Origin of the sequence: Vreelandella venusta (genome assembly GCF_007989605.1) — a bacterium.
GTDB classification, from domain to species: Bacteria; Pseudomonadota; Gammaproteobacteria; order Pseudomonadales; family Halomonadaceae; genus Vreelandella; species Vreelandella venusta.
The window spans coordinates 45,807-61,456 of record NZ_BJUL01000003.1 but is presented as its reverse complement, the minus strand read 5'-3'; the positions used below and the strand labels follow the sequence as shown (position 1 = coordinate 61,456).

Below are 15,650 nucleotides of genomic sequence, written 5' to 3'. Positions count from 1 at the left end.
CGCTACGGGCTGCTTTTGACCGATCCAACTAAGTGGAATTTGTCAGTCGCTTTAAAATGGGATTTTCATTATGGCAGCGTTAGAAATTCACAACGTGCGCAAAGAGTTCGGCAGCGAGCGGGTGCTCAAAGATGTCAGTATTTCGATTGATTCTGGTGAATTCCTGATTTTGGTGGGGCCATCTGGCTGTGGTAAATCCACGCTGATGAACGCCATCGCCGGGCTGGAGCCAGTGACTAGCGGCAATATCTATATCGACGGCGAAGACGTCACTTGGCGCACGCCCGCTGAGCGGGATATTGCCATGGTGTTTCAGTCCTACGCGCTCTATCCCAGCATGACCGTAAGGCAAAACATCAGCTTTGGGCTGGAAATGCGCAAGGTGCCCAAAGCCGAGCGTGTCGATGCCGTAGAGCGCGTGGCCGACCTGCTGCAAATCTCTCACCTGCTTGAACGTAAGCCTGCCCAGCTATCGGGTGGCCAGCGTCAGCGGGTGGCCATGGGACGGGCGCTGGCACGTGAACCCAAGGTGTATCTATTTGATGAGCCGCTATCAAATCTGGACGCAAAGCTGCGGGTGGATATGCGTACCGAGATTAAAAAGCTCCATCAGCGTTTAGGCACCACAATTGTTTACGTCACCCATGATCAAGTTGAAGCAATGACCCTGGCCGACTGCATCGCGGTGATGCGTGATGGCAATATCCTGCAGCTTGGTAGCCCCGATGAGGTATATAACAACCCGGTCGACATGTTCGTCGCAGGCTTTATGGGATCACCATCGATGAACTTTATTCGCGCGACGCTGGAGACGGCCGGCGATGGCTATGCACTACGTATTGCCACCCCAGATGAAGACGATCTCTTACTACCATGGCCCTCTGAACGCAACGCAGCGGGGCTTGTGGAACAGCTGAATAAGCCAATTATTCTTGGATTGCGACCAGAACACTTCAGCGAGGAGGATGTTCGGCTGAGCGAGCAGGCGGAAGGGACACTAATGGAGGCCAAGGTAAGTATCGTTGAGCCGACCGGTGCCGATATTCTGCTACGCCTGCCGCTGGGAGAGCAGGAAATCACCGCCAGGGTAGGACCCAAGTGCGCAATTGCACCCGGCGAACGCTTGTCGCTACGCGTCGATATGGCCCGCGCTGTGCTGTTTGATGCCGAGACTGAACAGCGCTTGGCTTGATGTATTAGCGCCACGTAGTGCTGAATAAGATAATACGGTAAAAGAAAGAGTCTCTGCGGATACCAGCAGAGACTCTTTACTATCGTCCTTATGTCCTCGTTAGCGACGTATATGCTTTAACTCGCCATTCAGCGCTTTAATGATCGAGTAGCACATCAACAGCATAACAATTGAGAATGGAATGGCCGTTGCTGTCACGCCTGCCTGAAGCGCTGATAAGCCGCCACCAATCAGCAGTACGATAGCGATAAGCCCCTCAACAATTGCCCAGAACATGCGCTGTGGGCGGGGAGCGTCAATTTTTCCGCCGGCAGTGATAGTGTCGATCACCAAAGACCCCGAGTCCGACGAGGTAACAAAGAATATCAGTGCTAATACGATGCCTAAGGTAGACATAATGCCTGTTAGAGGCAGCTCATTAAGCATGCCAAATAGCGAAAGTTCAGGTCTGTAGTTGTCGATGACATACTCTTTAACCAGACTGCTAGCGGGGTCTGCGTAGAGCTGATCTAGCGCCGTAGCACCAAAGACGCCCATCCAAATAAAGATGAACAAGCTGGGAACAAGCAGCACACAAAGCACGAACTCTCGCACGGTACGGCCTCGCGACACGCGGGCGATAAACATGCCGACGAAAGGTGCCCAACTGATCCACCACGCCCAGTAGAAAATCGTCCAGGACTGACGGTAGGCATCATCGTCACGGCCGAAAGGGGCCGATAGAGGCAGGAAGTCAGCAACATAGGTGACAAGCCCGGACATGAAACCGCTTAGCGCAATCAACGTTGGCCCGGCAAACAAAACAAAGAAGAAGAACAACACGGCCAGGATCATATTGAATTCAGACAGCTTCTTTAAGCCGCCCTCTAATCCACGCCATACTGACACTAGCGCGACTGCCGTTACGAGCACAATGACGATCACCTGGGTGGTGGTGTTTACCTCCATGCCAAAGACGAAGTTCATCCCTGCATTCGCTTGTTGTGCACCCAGTCCAAGGGATGTGGCCAGTCCGAAGAGGGTAGCAAACACTGCCAGAATGTCGATGGCATGACCCCACCAGCCCCAGACGCGTTCGCCCAGAATTGGAAAAAATGCTGAACGTATCGAAAATGGCAGGCCTTTGTTATAGGTAAAAATGCCCAGTGCGAGCGCCATCACAACATACACTGCCCAGCCATGCAGCCCCCAGTGAAGATAGGTACCCGCAAGCCCCATGGCACTAGCATTAGCAATCGCGTCTGGGTTCAGTGTTCCGTCACTTCCGAAGGGCGACGTAATACCTAAAGGCAGCGAAACATTGGCGTGATAAACCGGCTCTAGAACGCCAAAAAACAGTAAGCCGATGCCAATGCCAGCAGTGAACAGCATTGCAAACCAAGAAAGATAGCTATGATCCGGGCGAGCGTCAGGCCCCCCCAGCCTGACTGATCCATAAGGCAAGACCACTAGAGCCAAGCAAAACAGAATAAAGAAATCCACCAGGATCATGAAATACCAGTCCAGGGTTCCCGTGGAAAAGGCGACGATCGACTGAAAAATGCTCCCTGCGCGTTCAGGAAATAGTAGGGTGAGGATAATAAACACGACCGAAGCAAGGGCGGATACAGCAAAAACGCGATTATGGATATCAAACCCGATGGGGCCAAAGCTCCCCTCGATATTATCCTGCCCGACCACGTAGTCGGTTTGCATATCACTAGCCATAGGCGGCGACTCAGGGTCGCTTTTAGTGCTCATAATAGAGTTTCCCTTATTATTAATAATGGGCGCATCCGCCGTCTTATCATCTTTATTTTAGGGTGGTAGTGGTTAAATGATGAATCAACGGTTGTTTGTTACGGAGGCGGTGGCTGATAAACGTGCTCGACGCTCTAGGTCGTCCAAGTCGATGTTGTTACGCATATACTGGATACTCGCATCGAAAGTGGGCTGATAATCCCATGGCGTAACTTTGCCTTGCTTAAGGGCCCGCGAAACTAGTTTACGGCGCCGTTGACTGGCAATCACCTCATTATGCATCTGCTCATAGTCCCAGCGACTGGCGACCTCATTGCGAAATTCCTTACATAACTCCTGATAAGCAGGGCTTTCGGCGAGATTATTGAGCTCTAGCGGATCTGCTTCGAGATCGAATAGCTGATCTGGATCGGGTGCAGTGTGGACGAATTTGTAACGACCGCGACGAATCATTAGTAGCGGTGCAATAGCCCCTTCGCCAAGATACTCGCCTATTACCTCATCGTGACCACCGTTACCCGTCAGGTGCGGCAAGAGGCTGCGACCATCAATCGGCACGGCATACTCCGGTGCACTTCCACCGTGAGCTAGTTCGGCAAACGTTGGCAGCAGATCCATGGTCGATACCGATTCACCCACCCTGCCTGGAGTAAAGCGTTGTGGCGCATGGATAATCATCGGCACGCGTGCTGAACCCTCGAACCAGCTCATCTTGTACCACAGGCCGCGCTCGCCGAGCATATCACCGTGATCACCTGAGAAAACAATGATGGTGTTTTCATCGAGGCCAGTCTCTTGCAACGCTTTAAGCACGTCACCGATTTGATCGTCGACATAGCTTAGCGCCCCATAATAAGCATGGCGCGCGTTGCGGATCTGCTCATCGTTGATGGTGCCCTCATCGCACTGGTAAACATGACGCAGCCGCTTTGAGTGTGGGTCCATCAGCTCTCTCGAATAGGGCACTCGTGGCATATCGATGGCGTCGTGCTGGTAGCGGTCCCAGTACTCCTGAGGGATGGTGTAAGGGTCGTGTGGGTGCGTCATTGAAACGGTCAGACAGAAGGGCCGCTGCTCGCCATTGCGGGCATAATCGTAAAGAAAGCGCTTAGCGCGGAAAGCGACTTCATCGTCGAAGTCGAGCTGGTTGGAGCGCACGCATGGCCCCGCCTGAATCACCGACGACATATTGTGGTAGTAGCTAGGCCGTTCATGAAAATTTTCCCAGTCGACAAACCAGCCATAGTCGGCCGGGTAGATGTCGGTGGTCAGCCGTTCTTCGAAACCATGCAGCTGGTCAGGGCCGCAGAAATGCATCTTACCGGTGAGGGCAGTGTAGTAACCAGCATCGCGTAGATAATGGGCGAAAGTGGGAGTGTCCGCTGGAAAATCAGCGGCATTGTCATAACCTCCAATGCGTGACGGCAATTGACCGGCCATCAACGTAAAACGAGATGGCGCGCATAGCGGGGTGTTGCAGTAGGCTGAGTCGAACACTACCCCTTCATCTGCCAATAGTGAGAGGTGGGGAGTCTTTACGATGGGGTGGCCGTGGAAGGGCATCGCCGAGGCTGCTATCTGGTCGGCCATCAGAAAGAGAATGTTGGGTTGTCGAGCAGTCATGTGCAGAAACTCCAGGTCGTGGCGCGTATCAATTCTTAACCAGTCTCTCTGCTAATCCGTTATGCTGTAAACTGGCTGTTTTTTAATGTTTTCCATTAGGTAAGCTAATGTCAGTGGCGGGTAAAAGGGTGTCGCAGAATGGATTGAGAGTCTTTGAGGCAGCAGCCAGACATCTGAGCTTTACTGCAGCAGCTCGTGAACTGCGTTCGACCCAGTCGGCGGTCAGCCAGCAGGTTCGGGCATTGGAAGAAGAGCTTGGCTTGCGGCTTTTTGACCGGGTATACCGTGGCGTGCTACTGACCGAATCTGGTCATGCGCTGTTTGCCAGTGTTCAGGAAGGGTTTTCGATCATTGAGGAGACAATCGAACGGCTGCAGCATCGCCAGCACAGTCCGCACGTCAATATTTTGACCGATTTTTCGTTGGCTGCTTACTGGTTGATGCCGCGGCTGCCGATGTTTCGGCAGCAGCACCCCAAGATCGACGTGCGCATTTTAACTAGCCAAGAAGTCTTTGATTGGAGAGGGCAAGAGGTCGATGTGGCCATTATGTTCTGTGATGAACGGGGGATGAAAAACGCTTCTCCATTGTTCCAGGAGGAGGTTTTTCCTGTCTGTAGTGCTGGTTTTTTGAAACAGTACGGCCCATTGGAACAGCTCTCATCGCTTGCTGAAGTCCCCCTGCTGACCCTTACCGCTGATCAACGGCAGCACTGGCTGGATTGGCCGACATACTTCAAGCAAATGGGCGGGACGCCTCATGGCCAATCTTCCGAATTGGATTTCAATAACTATACGCTGTTGATTCAAGCGGCGATTGCAGGGCAAGGCGTAGCGCTGGGTTGGAGAGGTCTAGTCGAAGACATGCTTGAACGTGGCATGCTGGTCGGACTGAAGCATCTCAGTCTGGCGACGCCCAATGGTTACGGCATCATTGATACCAACCCAAATGACAATGGGGTTGGCAAACGCACGTTTCTTGACTGGATCGCATCGAACCCTCCCGTTTAACGATCTTGTGAAACGGGCTCTTTATCGAGCCGTTTGATTTGCCGCCATAGGTCTTGGCGTAGATCGGCCAACTTGGGTTGCTCTTGTTCCGTAAAGGCCACTGGGCGACATAGACGCTGGGCGCGTAGCCCTAAACGGGCGCTCAGTAGGCCTGTGGCCAAACCTTGGCCCGCACGAGCGGAAAGCCTGCCTGCCAAGTCCAGTGAGAGCATATCCATGCTGGCATCCGTGGCGAGCTCACTGGCTCCGGCAAAGGCCATGTTATGCAGCACATTGCGAAATAGCCGTAGACGGCTAGCGTAACCAAGCTCAAGTCCGTAAAGGCGGCAGAGTCTGTCGACCATGGCAAGGCTGCGCCAGGCCACCAGTGCCATGTCTACCAACGTCAGTGGGCTGATGGCCACCATGATGGCCGTCTCACCAGACATGCGGGTAATCAGGCGCTGGGCTTCGCGGTCGCGGGGCGCTAGTAGATGGTAGCGCAGCAGTGTTTGTATCTCTTCTCCGCTATGATGGGGCTGGCAGGCACGTTGAAACGCCTGCCAATGAGGATCATCATCGCCCAGTTTTAGCTGGCGCTTGAGCTGCTCTGCCATGGATTGGGCTTGCTTGGTAGAGCGCTGTGGCAGTTCTGCTAGGTCATGGCGTAATCGGTCATGGCGCTTTAAGCGGCGCAGACGGCCAAGCTCTTTCAACAACGACAAGCCGCCTAAACCAATCAAGCTAATGCCAAACAGCTGCCAGGCCATGGTCATCCACTGTGACCGGGAAAAGGCGTCCGGAATGCCGGTGGCCAATTCTACGCTGCCCAAGGTAGCACCGCCGACCAGGGCAAACATCAACCCCCAACGGCGTTTTCGGGGTGTGCTCAGGCTCGCTTCCGGAAGTGCTTTGATGTCTGCCTGGGGAGTCAGCGGCTGATGCGATTCAGTTGCGGCAAAACTTTCACGCTGACGCAACTGCTCGGGGTTGGGGGCGGGTGCTTCTTGTGTTTGGAAATCCCGACGTGGCTGAGGATTACTCATATCAATTTATCTCCAATCAGCCAGTCGATAGCGGCGTCCATGCGGATATGTGAAAGCGCTTCGCTGTCGATAGGCATTGGGCGAAAGCTGGGAAAGTCAAAGCCTTGCTGCTGCCAAAAGTCGGGTTTCGGAAGACGGTTTGGCACGTCACCCGGGTAGACCAGCACGTCTTCGCCTTCAAGGGTAGTGCCTTTTAGCGCGGGAGTGCGTTTGCCTTCGTGGAGAACTTCACGGGCTTCAGTGGCGCGTATGGCCGCTAGTGACAGTGCCTTCACCGGAATGTCGGCAAAACGCAGGTCTTTAAGTGGCTCAGCAAGTAACGCTTCCAGCAGTTGCACAACATTACCGTGCTGGTCGGGCGTCACGTGGTCAGCTTTGGTAGCTGCAATGGCCAGACGGTCTATTTTCGGCGCAAATAGACGCGTCAACAGGCTACGCTTGCCGTAATCGAAGCTTTGCATCAGTTGGCGCAGCGCATGGGAAAGGTCTTCAAAGCGTTCCGGCCCGGCATTAAGCGCACCAAGCACATCGACCAGTACAATCTGACGGTCGAAACGACGGAAATGGTCACGATAAAAGGGCCGTACCACTTGCTGCTGGTAGTAGCGAAAGCGCGCGGCCAAGGTGGCGTAAATACTAGTATCAGGTAGTGCTTCCAGGGTTTCTTTTGGTGCATTTAATTCAGGCAGCGGAAAAAACTGCAGTACTGGCGCGCCATCTAGCTCGCCGGGGAGCAGAAAGCGTCCAGGCTGAAGATCAGAAAACCCTGCCTGTTTGGCCCGGCGAAGACCTTGGGCATAGGCATCTGCGAGCGCTGCCAGTTTCGATTCATCCGCCTCGGCGGCAGGGTCTAGTTGTTCAGCCTCCGTTAACCATTCGCTGAACAACACCTTCCGGTGTGGCCCTTCATGCAGTGATTGCGCCTGGCACCAGCTGTAAAAGTCGTGCTGTAGCAGGGGTAAATCCAGCAACCACTCGCCTGGGTAGTCGAACAAGTCGAGGGTTAAGTGGGCAATGTCTGGAGTAAACCAGCCTTGCTGGGCAGGGCGGTAGCGCAGCTGTAAGCGCAGTTCACTGATGCCACGGGTGGGCTCAGGCCAGCGCGGCGGCGTAGCACGTAGCGCCGCCATGCCAGGATCATAGGGGAAACGTGGCACGCCAAGGTCCGGTTGGTTCAACCGCTGCGCACCCAGCAAACGCCCTTCACGGGCGACGGGTAACAAGTCTAGTTGGGCCTCTACCCCAGCGTGGCGCAATTGGTTAACCAGTGACGTTAGAAACGCGGTTTTCCCGGCCTGAGACAGCCCCGTTACCGCCAGCCGTAATTGCCGGTCACGGCCTCGCTCTAACAAATTGCTCAGTTCGCGACTTAACGGCTGGCGCATCCTATCAATTCCTTATTAGTACAACCTGGGAAAGCATGGGTAGGGTGGCGATGATAAACCCAATCACAGCGACGCTATACCCTGGCCAGCGGCGCTGCATTTTTTGCGCAAGTGTTAAGCCAATTAAGCATACCACCATGCCGATCAGGTTAAAGGCAAACGTGGCAGCCTCCAGCCATTGCTGTGGATCCATTCGGTCTCCCTTCAAAATATTAACTAATTTGATGATAACAAAGCATTGATGAACCGAGGATTAACCGCGGCTTAATGTCGTACCTAATAAGTGTTGTGCGCCGGGGACTAGCCATACAGGATCTAGGCGGGTGTTAGCAGCTTCAACGCAAAAAAAGTGACGTGCCGCGTCGGCAGGCGTATCACTGGGCAAGTCGCTATCTGGGTGCCACACCACGGTGGAGTCGCTGGATTGTTTGGCAATACGCAGCGTACGCTGCCCATCGTTCAGCAATACGGCTTCATTGGTGTGATAAATACGGTCGACGGCGCCGCGAATAGCCAGCGTGCCCTGTTGTTGGTCTTCGCCAAAACCGCGCAGTTTGTCTAAATAACGTGCGCCAGCCAACCCTTCCAGACGGCACTGGTGTACATCACTAACAGCTAAGTAAGTATGTAGCGCACCGCTGATCTTGACCGGCGCTTCGCCAATGTTTTCGCTAATTAATTCAACGTTTAAGCGCTGGGCATTCGCTTGAATGACGACGCGAGCGGTTAGCTGACTATGTAGACGCTCGATAGGAGAGAGGTGCACTTCAATACCTTCAGCATGGTCATCGATCGCGTCTAAACGCCATTGAGCGTGACGAGCAAGCCCGTGAAAAGGGCCGTTACGGTCAGGGCTTTCATCGGCATAGCGTTCGTCGCCAAACCAGGGCCAACATAGGGGGATGCCACCACGGATCGCACCTGGAAGCGCCTGCGGTGTGGGGGTAACCCAGAGCCAGCCTGTGTCGTCAGCGGGTTCAAAATGCAGCACTTGTGCGCCCTGCAGGCTAATGGCCATTTCTCCCCAAGCCATCTTGAACAGCGCTATGTCGCGTCCTTGCCAGGTTACCTGCTGGTGGCCGTCTACTTCGGACAGTAATTGCTTGAGAGAATCGGGAATCATAAGGTTTCCTTGTAAGGAAGGGGATCAAATGGGCAGGACCGTAGCGCCGTGTGCTATGGTAGGACAAGCAACAGTGATACGTAAAACACTGCGAATAAAACGTTGCAGTTAAGATGTTATAGGTAAAACCCTGACGAAAGTGAACATCAAGGAGGCACTATGGGCGGCTTTATTGCGTGGTTGATTATTGGTGGTTTGGCTGGCTGGATCGCTGGCAACATCATGCGTGGCGGTGGTTTTGGTATTTTGGGCAATATTGGTGTCGGTGTTGTTGGCGCACTGCTTGGCGGGTTTTTATTTAGCCTGTTAGGTCTGCAAGCAGGCGGTTTTATTGGTTCGTTGGTGACCGCAATCGTCGGTGCAGTCGTGTTGTTATGGATAATCAGTAAAGTGAAAAGCGCTTAGCATAGCTAACCTGATGCATTATTTACTGCCCGGCCCTGTGCCGGGCAGTGTTGGTTTAGGCGCTCATTTTTTGCCGCGTTTTAACGTTTCGTCGCTATCGGCCTTCGCGCCACTTTCCGTTACACTATGTCCCCTTAGTAATGCCATTTTGGCGATGTCGTTATAACGATGTCTCTTTTTATTTTAAGCGGCCTTAATTGTATAGGCGGCTCACTCTTTTTTTATTTTCATTAATAGCTTCCTGTTTCTTAGAGGTGTCTTTTGGCCGATGCACTGAATGCCTGGTGGGCTCAACAGCTTGTGCTGTGTGATTGGGCCTTTACGCCGCATCCGCTGACGGTGGATGCGGGAGCGGCCGAACAACGTCTGCTACAGCTGGGTATTGCGCACCGTGGCGAGTTGGCTGATCAGCTCTTTTTTGCGCTGGATGCCCCGGCCGGTGAAGCTGATCGACTACTGGGGGCGCTAGAGTGGGCAGCGTTAGCAGGCGCGGCAGGTTGGCTGACACAATCTCAGGCGCAAACGTGGGCGCATCATATTACCCGTCGTATTACGTCTGATTACAGCGACCTACGCGCTTGGCTTTCCGACCTGCGCCGAGCACTTGGTGTGAAAGGGTGGGAAACCGGTGCGGATGATCGCTTTATTGACGCTTGTCAGGCATTAGCGGATTTAGAGAGTGAGGGCGAAGGCATCACTTGGCAAGTTCTGGAAGCAGCACTGGCACGATTGCCTGAACCCCAAACGCTATGGTCAGAAGAGCCATCAGCCCAGCCGTGGCGGCTATGTGCGCTGTTTCGCTCGATGCTCAGTTACCCAGCAAGTGCTGCTGACTGGCCAGACGCCCCTGCATGGTTAGCACGTATCTGGCAAATTCATGACCGTGATCAGCTGCTGGAAGTGATGCTGTGGCTAAGCGCCCAGGGGGAGCGGCAGAGCTGGGATATCGAAGCCCGTGAACTGCTCACTATGGACCATGCTCAGCGCCAAGAGTGGCAGCGGGGTGCGGTTGCAGATGCTCCTTATGCACCGGTATTGGCCACATTTGTTAGTCAAGGGGAGCCATTAGAGTGGGCTGCTTGGGACTGGCTACGTCTGGCTGAGCTGGCGTGGGCGGGCGCTTGTTGTGGCTGGTTAAGCCAAGCGGAGGCTGATGATTTGGCAGCGCATGCGGCTGACTTGATTAACCGTCGTTACCATGATTGGTACGCGGTGTTGAAAGCCTATATGCGGGGTCAAAGCTTGTTTGAAGGGGTCGATCGGCGTGGTATGACGCCTAGTAAACGCCATAAGCTACTGACGCAGGCGCCCCATAGTCCGTGGCAGTGTCCGCTAAGCTCGCTGCTGGATGAGCTAACGCTGAACGCATCTCGTGAACGCATTAAACAGTGGAGAAATACTTCCCATCACTGGTTGCTGGCCCTGGCCAGCGTGCGAGAACCTGATGTGATGCTGCGTCAGTTGAATCCATCCGCGCCTATTGCAGAACAGCGCCGTGCCGATGCGGCGGTCTATCTTCAGGATTCGTTAGACCTGCATGCTGATGAGGGACACCAAGCGTTAGTGCGCTATTGGCTACCGGCCCAGGCGCACCACCTTAATCAGCTTGCCGCAGACGCCGTTCATGGCGTTATGCCGCCATCGCAGACGCCGTTTGGTCAGCCTACACCTGATGAGCTAAAGCAGCGTAATGCAGTAAAAGGGGTTAGCCGTCATGCTGCCACTATTCATATGGCAGAGAAGTTCGCGTTCTACTTACATATGGCGCTGGATAGCAGCCTATTTGAGCGTGAACCACTGATGGCCTATGCCAGCGCTTTGCGTAGTTGCCTATGTCGCTTTTATGCCACCCCAAAGCGTTTGCTTGAAGCATGGTTTGCCTGGGAAAGCTGCTTACCAGAGCCGGAGCACGACTCGCTGATTAACGAAATTGCCTGGCACTTAGAAGACCCTGGTAGTCTTTTCCATTGGTTGAATTGGCACCCTGATGCGTGGTGCGAACCTGGCGAGCGCCCAACACTCAGCCATTTTACGGCTATGTCGCTGGTTGGGCCGCTTAATAGCGCCGTGTGGAGTGAGCCTCAACCGGAAAGCCCTAGAGAGTGCGCTGATATCCGTGAATGGGTAGAAAGCCATTATCATCTGACCAGTGCTGATGACATGCAGGAATTTTTAACCTTCATGCTCGAGTCTGGGGATCGTCAGGAGTACCAAATTAACTATGCGCCCTACACACTTAATCCTGATCGCTTAGATGCCGAAATCGCTATTCTCGAGTCAGGGGAGTGTGCCGAGGAGGAGCGCCACCACCTGCTGCGCTTGCGCCGGGTGCAAAGTAATGAAGATGGTTGTAACGATGTAGATATGGCTGCCTGGGACATTGCGCAATTAGTCGATCTTGCCATTGCTGCGCGCCAGCTTGGCTGGTTAGACCGGAAAGCGTTTGCCGACGTGCTAGACCGGGCTTATAAGCTGGCGGCTGAGCACTATTCTGGCTGGCAAGAGTACGCCGCGGGAATGTACGCCGGTTTTTCGTTTTTTATGGGCGAAACACCAGAGCGAGAAAGCTTTCTGGCTGGGTTTCGGCAGGCGTTAGTCGCATGGTTGTGTGGCGCTCCTATACTGGCTGGCCCTTGGGCAAGCCTTGATTTTCCTGGAAATAAACCGCGTCATTTTGCGCCGCTACATATCGATACATTACCGGGCGATCAGCGAATATTACATTGAAGCTCGCCAAGCACAGGGTAATTAGCTTATAGTCCAGGGTATGAAAAAAATGAGTTTTTTCATACCTCATTCCCATTAAATATTTTTATTGTTACGAGGTTAATCGCATGGTTGCGTCGCCACACCCCGCTGTGACCGCTGTCCGTGTTGTAAGTGTTTGTGCTGTTGTCGCTGTTTTAACTGGTTGTGCGGGCGCTGCCTCACGCCAGGGCATGGAGCCTCCCGAGAATTATTTCTCAATGGCGCTGCCGGGATTGGCAGAAGGTGAAAACCTTGCAATGTCCCCGGTCAGTAACGCCACTGGCCAACTGCGTAGCCTTCAGACGCCGCCACCTACGATCATTCGCCAAGCGCTGTTAGAACAACATCAGCGATGGGCTGGGACGCCGTACCGTATTGGCGGTACCTCGGAACAAGGCATTGATTGCTCTGCTCTGGTAAGAAATGTGTTTCGTGACACGTTTAATTTAGAATTGCCACGCTCTACCTATGATCAAGTACATGAGGGACGCCCGATCGACCGCCAAGAGCTACAGGCGGGCGATCTGGTCTTCTTCCGCCCTCCAGGTCGATACAACCATGTGGGCATTTATGTAGGGGATGGCCGTTTTTTACACGCGTCCTCTTCCAAAGGCGTAATGATTTCTCGTTTGGATAACAGCTACTGGAAGCGCTACTATTGGCAGGCTCGGCGCGCGCTAGAGCCGACCAACTTAGCCCAGCTAAGTAACCGCTATATGCCGTAAATGTCTGCGATCAGTTTTGCATAGTGTGGACATCACATGATTGAGGCTAGAACGCGCGCCTGGTGGCGCGCGACTGCGGCTCTTTGTCTAGGGTCGTTCCTTGTTTTTATCAATTTATATGTCCCGCAACCGCTGCTACCCGGGCTGAAGGACACCTATGGAGTATCTACCTTAGGTGTTAGTTTTTTGATGTCCGCCTCCACGCTTTCCCTGGCTTTCGCGCTACTCGTATTTGGCCCCCTTTCTGATGCGATTGGCCGTGAGGCTATTATGCGCATTACGTTGCTACTAGCCGGCGGCCTTTCCCTTGCATTGGCGTTTGCACCTACCTTCGAAAGCTTATTATTGCTGCGTTTACTGCAGGGGTTCGTGCTGGGTGGGTTGCCAGCCGTTGCGATTGCATGGATGGGGGATGAATTTGAGAAGCCTGCTTTGCTCAGTGCGGTTGGTTTGTATATTGGCGCCAATTCACTGGGCGGTATTAGTGGCCGAATTGTAGGCGGTGGCGCGGCGGCCATAGGCGGCCCCACGGCGGCATTTTTAGCGGTAGGAATCATGACGGTCGCCGGGTGCGCGGTTTTTTGGCGACTGCTACCTAATAGTCGAGCCTTTACAGCCAAGCGGTTTAAATTTCGCCAAGCGGCCGGAGATCTGCTCGGGCACCTACGCACGCCGGTGTTGTTGGCCGCTTATTGCCTGGGCGGAATTAACTTCCTTATTTTTATCAATCAGTACAGCTATATCACGTTCCGTTTAGCGGGTGAGCCGTATCAATTAGCGGCTAGCAGCTTGGGGCTGATTTTCCTGACGTATCTGGGGGGGACGTTGGGTTCTACGCTATCAGGTCGATTAGCCGATCGTTTTTCACCCGCGAGCTGTATGAGCGTGGGTATCTTAATTTTGATGCTAGGCACGGCGGTAACGCTGGCCAACGCTCTGCCGCTGATTATTGTTGGTCTCACCATTAACGCATTTGGGTTTTTCTTAGCACACTCTTTGGCCTCTAGCTGGGTGGGTCGCTATGCACAGGGTGCTAGGGGCAGTGCCTCAGCGCTTTACTTGGTATTTTACTACCTCGGGGCAAGTGTTGGTGGATTCTGGTTAGAGCCATTTTGGCGCTGGGCGCAGTGGCAGGGCATCGCGTTGGGATCTTGGCTGCTGCTTAGCGTTACGCTAATTATTAGCATTGGTTTAAGGCGCTTCGAACGTCGTGAACGGCATTAAGTGTGCCTTGTAAATGGAGGCGGCGAGTACACAATCGCGCTAGCAGTGCTGCGTCATGACTGATCACTAACACGCCAAGTTGCTGGCGATCAGCCACTTTTCTTATTGCCTGCCATAGCTCCACTTGGGTGATAGGATCGAGCATGGTCGAGATTTCATCAGCGATCAGGTAGCGCACCCCCGGGGCTAACGCTCGCAATACGCATACCCGCTGTAATTCTCCTCCAGACAAGGTGGTTGGAAACCGCGATAGCCAATCAGGTTGGATGCCAAAGTCTTGCATTAATGATGCGGAAGGGCACCATGCTTCGCAGAGTATGTTCTTTACTCGCCAACGTGGGTTGACGGCAAGTTCCGGTGATTGCGGTAGCCACTGTACCGGCCGCAGTCCACGGGAAGGGAGTGGCTTATCATCGGCATAAATCTCCCCCTGCTGTGGCTGCAGTAAGCCAGCCAAGAGTTTTCCCAGCGTAGACTTGCCTGCCCCTGAGTCACCGCTTAGCCCCAGCCATTCTCCCCGCTCAAGTGATAGCGAAAGTTGCGTTAATAGTGGTGCTTGAGAACGGAAGCCAAAGGTGATTTTTCGTGCTTCAAGCAAGGATTGACTCCTTAGCTAGGTCAACGGCATCCGTATGGGGGCCGCGCTCGTTAATAGGCACCTGAGCGCTAAAGGTGTTATCTGGTAGTGCATTCCATAGCGCGCAGGCATAGGTGCTTTTAAGCTGTTTCCCATTGCCTTGAAAGGCAGTGGCAGGAGTCGCTTCGATACACTTCCCCTGGCGCAGTATCGTTACATGGTCGGCGATGGGCAACGCGTGGCGCAAATCGTGGGTAATTAGCATGACGGCCTTTCCTTCAAGCGCGAGTGCCTTCAGAGAGGCCAATACACGGTCGCGCTGTTGAGGGTCCAAACCTACGCTTGGTTCGTCGGCAATAATTAGGCTGGCGTTGCCGATTTGGGCCATGGCGGCTAAAACACGCCGTGCCATACCGCCTGAAAGCTGGTGGGGGTATGCCCGCTGAGCGTGATGACTGAGCTGATAATGATTGAGTGCCCGCTCTGCGCTGTGCCAAGCGACGGTTTTGCTTTGCCCTGCCCGGCGAGCCGCCCAACTAACTTGGCGTTGACTGCTGGCGAGTGGGTCTAGGGCATTAAGTGATTGCGGAATGAGGCCCAGCTGGCGGCCTCTGAGCTGGCGCTGGCGTTCAGCGGTCAATGGCGCATCTTTAAAAAATAGCTGACCACTGGTTTTTGCCCCTTCGGGTAGCAATCCCATAATTGTGTAAGCTAGCAGGCTTTTTCCGGCGCCGGATGCACCAATGACGGCATGTACTTCACCGGGTTGTATGCTTAACGACAGGTTATCAATGCAGGTGGTCCACGCACGTAGCCACCAGTGCTGGTAGTAGGGTAATTGCAGCGTCAGATTCTCTATATCCAGCATGCTTG

At 53.8% G+C, this 15,650-nt stretch carries 14 protein-coding genes; 6 read left to right on the top strand and 8 right to left on the bottom strand.

All coding sequences use genetic code 11. The features are described 5' to 3' along the window. Positions 1–70 precede the first annotated feature (70 nt). Positions 71–1,192, top strand: a complete 1,122-nt coding sequence (locus HVE01_RS04165) for an ABC transporter ATP-binding protein (protein WP_146942585.1) — start codon at positions 71–73, stop codon at positions 1,190–1,192. A 99-nt stretch (positions 1,193–1,291) separates the two neighbouring features. On the opposite strand, the gene HVE01_RS04160 is transcribed toward HVE01_RS04165, so the two are convergent. Together HVE01_RS04160 and betC are read right to left on the bottom strand one after the other, a co-directional pair. Further along, on the bottom strand, positions 1,292–2,932 hold the full coding sequence (locus HVE01_RS04160; protein WP_146942583.1) for a BCCT family transporter: 1,641 nt from the start codon (positions 2,930–2,932) through the stop codon (positions 1,292–1,294). An 84-nt stretch (positions 2,933–3,016) separates the two neighbouring features. Further along, positions 3,017–4,555, bottom strand: coding sequence for a choline-sulfatase (gene betC, locus HVE01_RS04155; RefSeq protein WP_146942582.1), 1,539 nt, complete (start codon positions 4,553–4,555; stop codon positions 3,017–3,019). Positions 4,556–4,683: 128 nt separating this feature from the next. Between betC and HVE01_RS04150 the strand changes: the two genes are divergently transcribed. After that, positions 4,684–5,565: a LysR substrate-binding domain-containing protein gene (locus HVE01_RS04150; RefSeq protein ID WP_244973784.1), complete on the top strand. Its 882-nt coding sequence runs from the start codon at positions 4,684–4,686 to the stop codon at positions 5,563–5,565. Here the strand turns inward: HVE01_RS04150 and HVE01_RS04145 are convergent. From HVE01_RS04145 to HVE01_RS04130, 4 genes are read right to left on the bottom strand one after another with little or no spacing between them, the layout of a single operon-like run. Next, positions 5,562–6,590 carry a YcjF family protein gene (locus tag HVE01_RS04145; protein WP_146942578.1) on the bottom strand — a complete coding sequence of 343 codons (1,029 nt, stop codon included), beginning with the start codon at positions 6,588–6,590 and terminating at the stop codon, positions 5,562–5,564. The genes HVE01_RS04150 and HVE01_RS04145 overlap by 4 nt on opposite strands. Then, complete coding sequence (locus tag HVE01_RS04140) at positions 6,587–7,975, bottom strand: YcjX family GTP-binding protein (protein ID WP_146942576.1); 1,389 nt, start codon at positions 7,973–7,975, stop codon at positions 6,587–6,589. The genes HVE01_RS04145 and HVE01_RS04140 overlap by 4 nt, the downstream gene beginning before the upstream one ends. A gap of 4 nt (positions 7,976–7,979) precedes the next feature. Continuing rightward, on the bottom strand, positions 7,980–8,168 hold the full coding sequence (locus HVE01_RS04135; RefSeq protein WP_125746527.1) for a hypothetical protein: 189 nt from the start codon (positions 8,166–8,168) through the stop codon (positions 7,980–7,982). Positions 8,169–8,228: 60 nt separating this feature from the next. After that, positions 8,229–9,098, bottom strand: coding sequence for a D-hexose-6-phosphate mutarotase (locus HVE01_RS04130; protein ID WP_146942574.1), 870 nt, complete (start codon positions 9,096–9,098; stop codon positions 8,229–8,231). Positions 9,099–9,257: 159 nt separating this feature from the next. Here HVE01_RS04130 and HVE01_RS04125 point away from each other — a divergent pair, with 159 nt between their 5' ends. The 4 genes from HVE01_RS04125 to HVE01_RS04110 all read left to right on the top strand — a co-directional run bounded on the left by HVE01_RS04125 (position 9,258) and on the right by HVE01_RS04110 (position 14,200). Next, complete coding sequence (locus tag HVE01_RS04125; RefSeq protein ID WP_125746531.1) at positions 9,258–9,503, top strand: GlsB/YeaQ/YmgE family stress response membrane protein; 246 nt, start codon at positions 9,258–9,260, stop codon at positions 9,501–9,503. 261 nt (positions 9,504–9,764) lie between these two features. After that, positions 9,765–12,230, top strand: a complete 2,466-nt coding sequence (locus HVE01_RS04120; RefSeq protein ID WP_146942572.1) for a DUF1266 domain-containing protein — start codon at positions 9,765–9,767, stop codon at positions 12,228–12,230. A gap of 107 nt (positions 12,231–12,337) precedes the next feature. Beyond that, on the top strand, positions 12,338–12,976 hold the full coding sequence (locus HVE01_RS04115; protein ID WP_125746534.1) for a C40 family peptidase: 639 nt from the start codon (positions 12,338–12,340) through the stop codon (positions 12,974–12,976). A gap of 36 nt (positions 12,977–13,012) precedes the next feature. Further along, positions 13,013–14,200, top strand: a complete 1,188-nt coding sequence (locus HVE01_RS04110) for an MFS transporter (protein WP_146942570.1) — start codon at positions 13,013–13,015, stop codon at positions 14,198–14,200. Here HVE01_RS04110 and HVE01_RS04105 read toward each other — a convergent pair. Continuing rightward, the gene (locus HVE01_RS04105) at positions 14,157–14,798 is read right to left on the bottom strand and encodes an ABC transporter ATP-binding protein (protein WP_146942568.1); all 642 of its coding nucleotides are present in this window, start codon (positions 14,796–14,798) and stop codon (positions 14,157–14,159) included. The genes HVE01_RS04110 and HVE01_RS04105 overlap by 44 nt on opposite strands. Further along, positions 14,791–15,645: an ATP-binding cassette domain-containing protein gene (locus HVE01_RS04100; protein WP_146942566.1), complete on the bottom strand. Its 855-nt coding sequence runs from the start codon at positions 15,643–15,645 to the stop codon at positions 14,791–14,793. The genes HVE01_RS04105 and HVE01_RS04100 overlap by 8 nt, the downstream gene beginning before the upstream one ends. Positions 15,646–15,650: the final 5 nt, after the last annotated feature.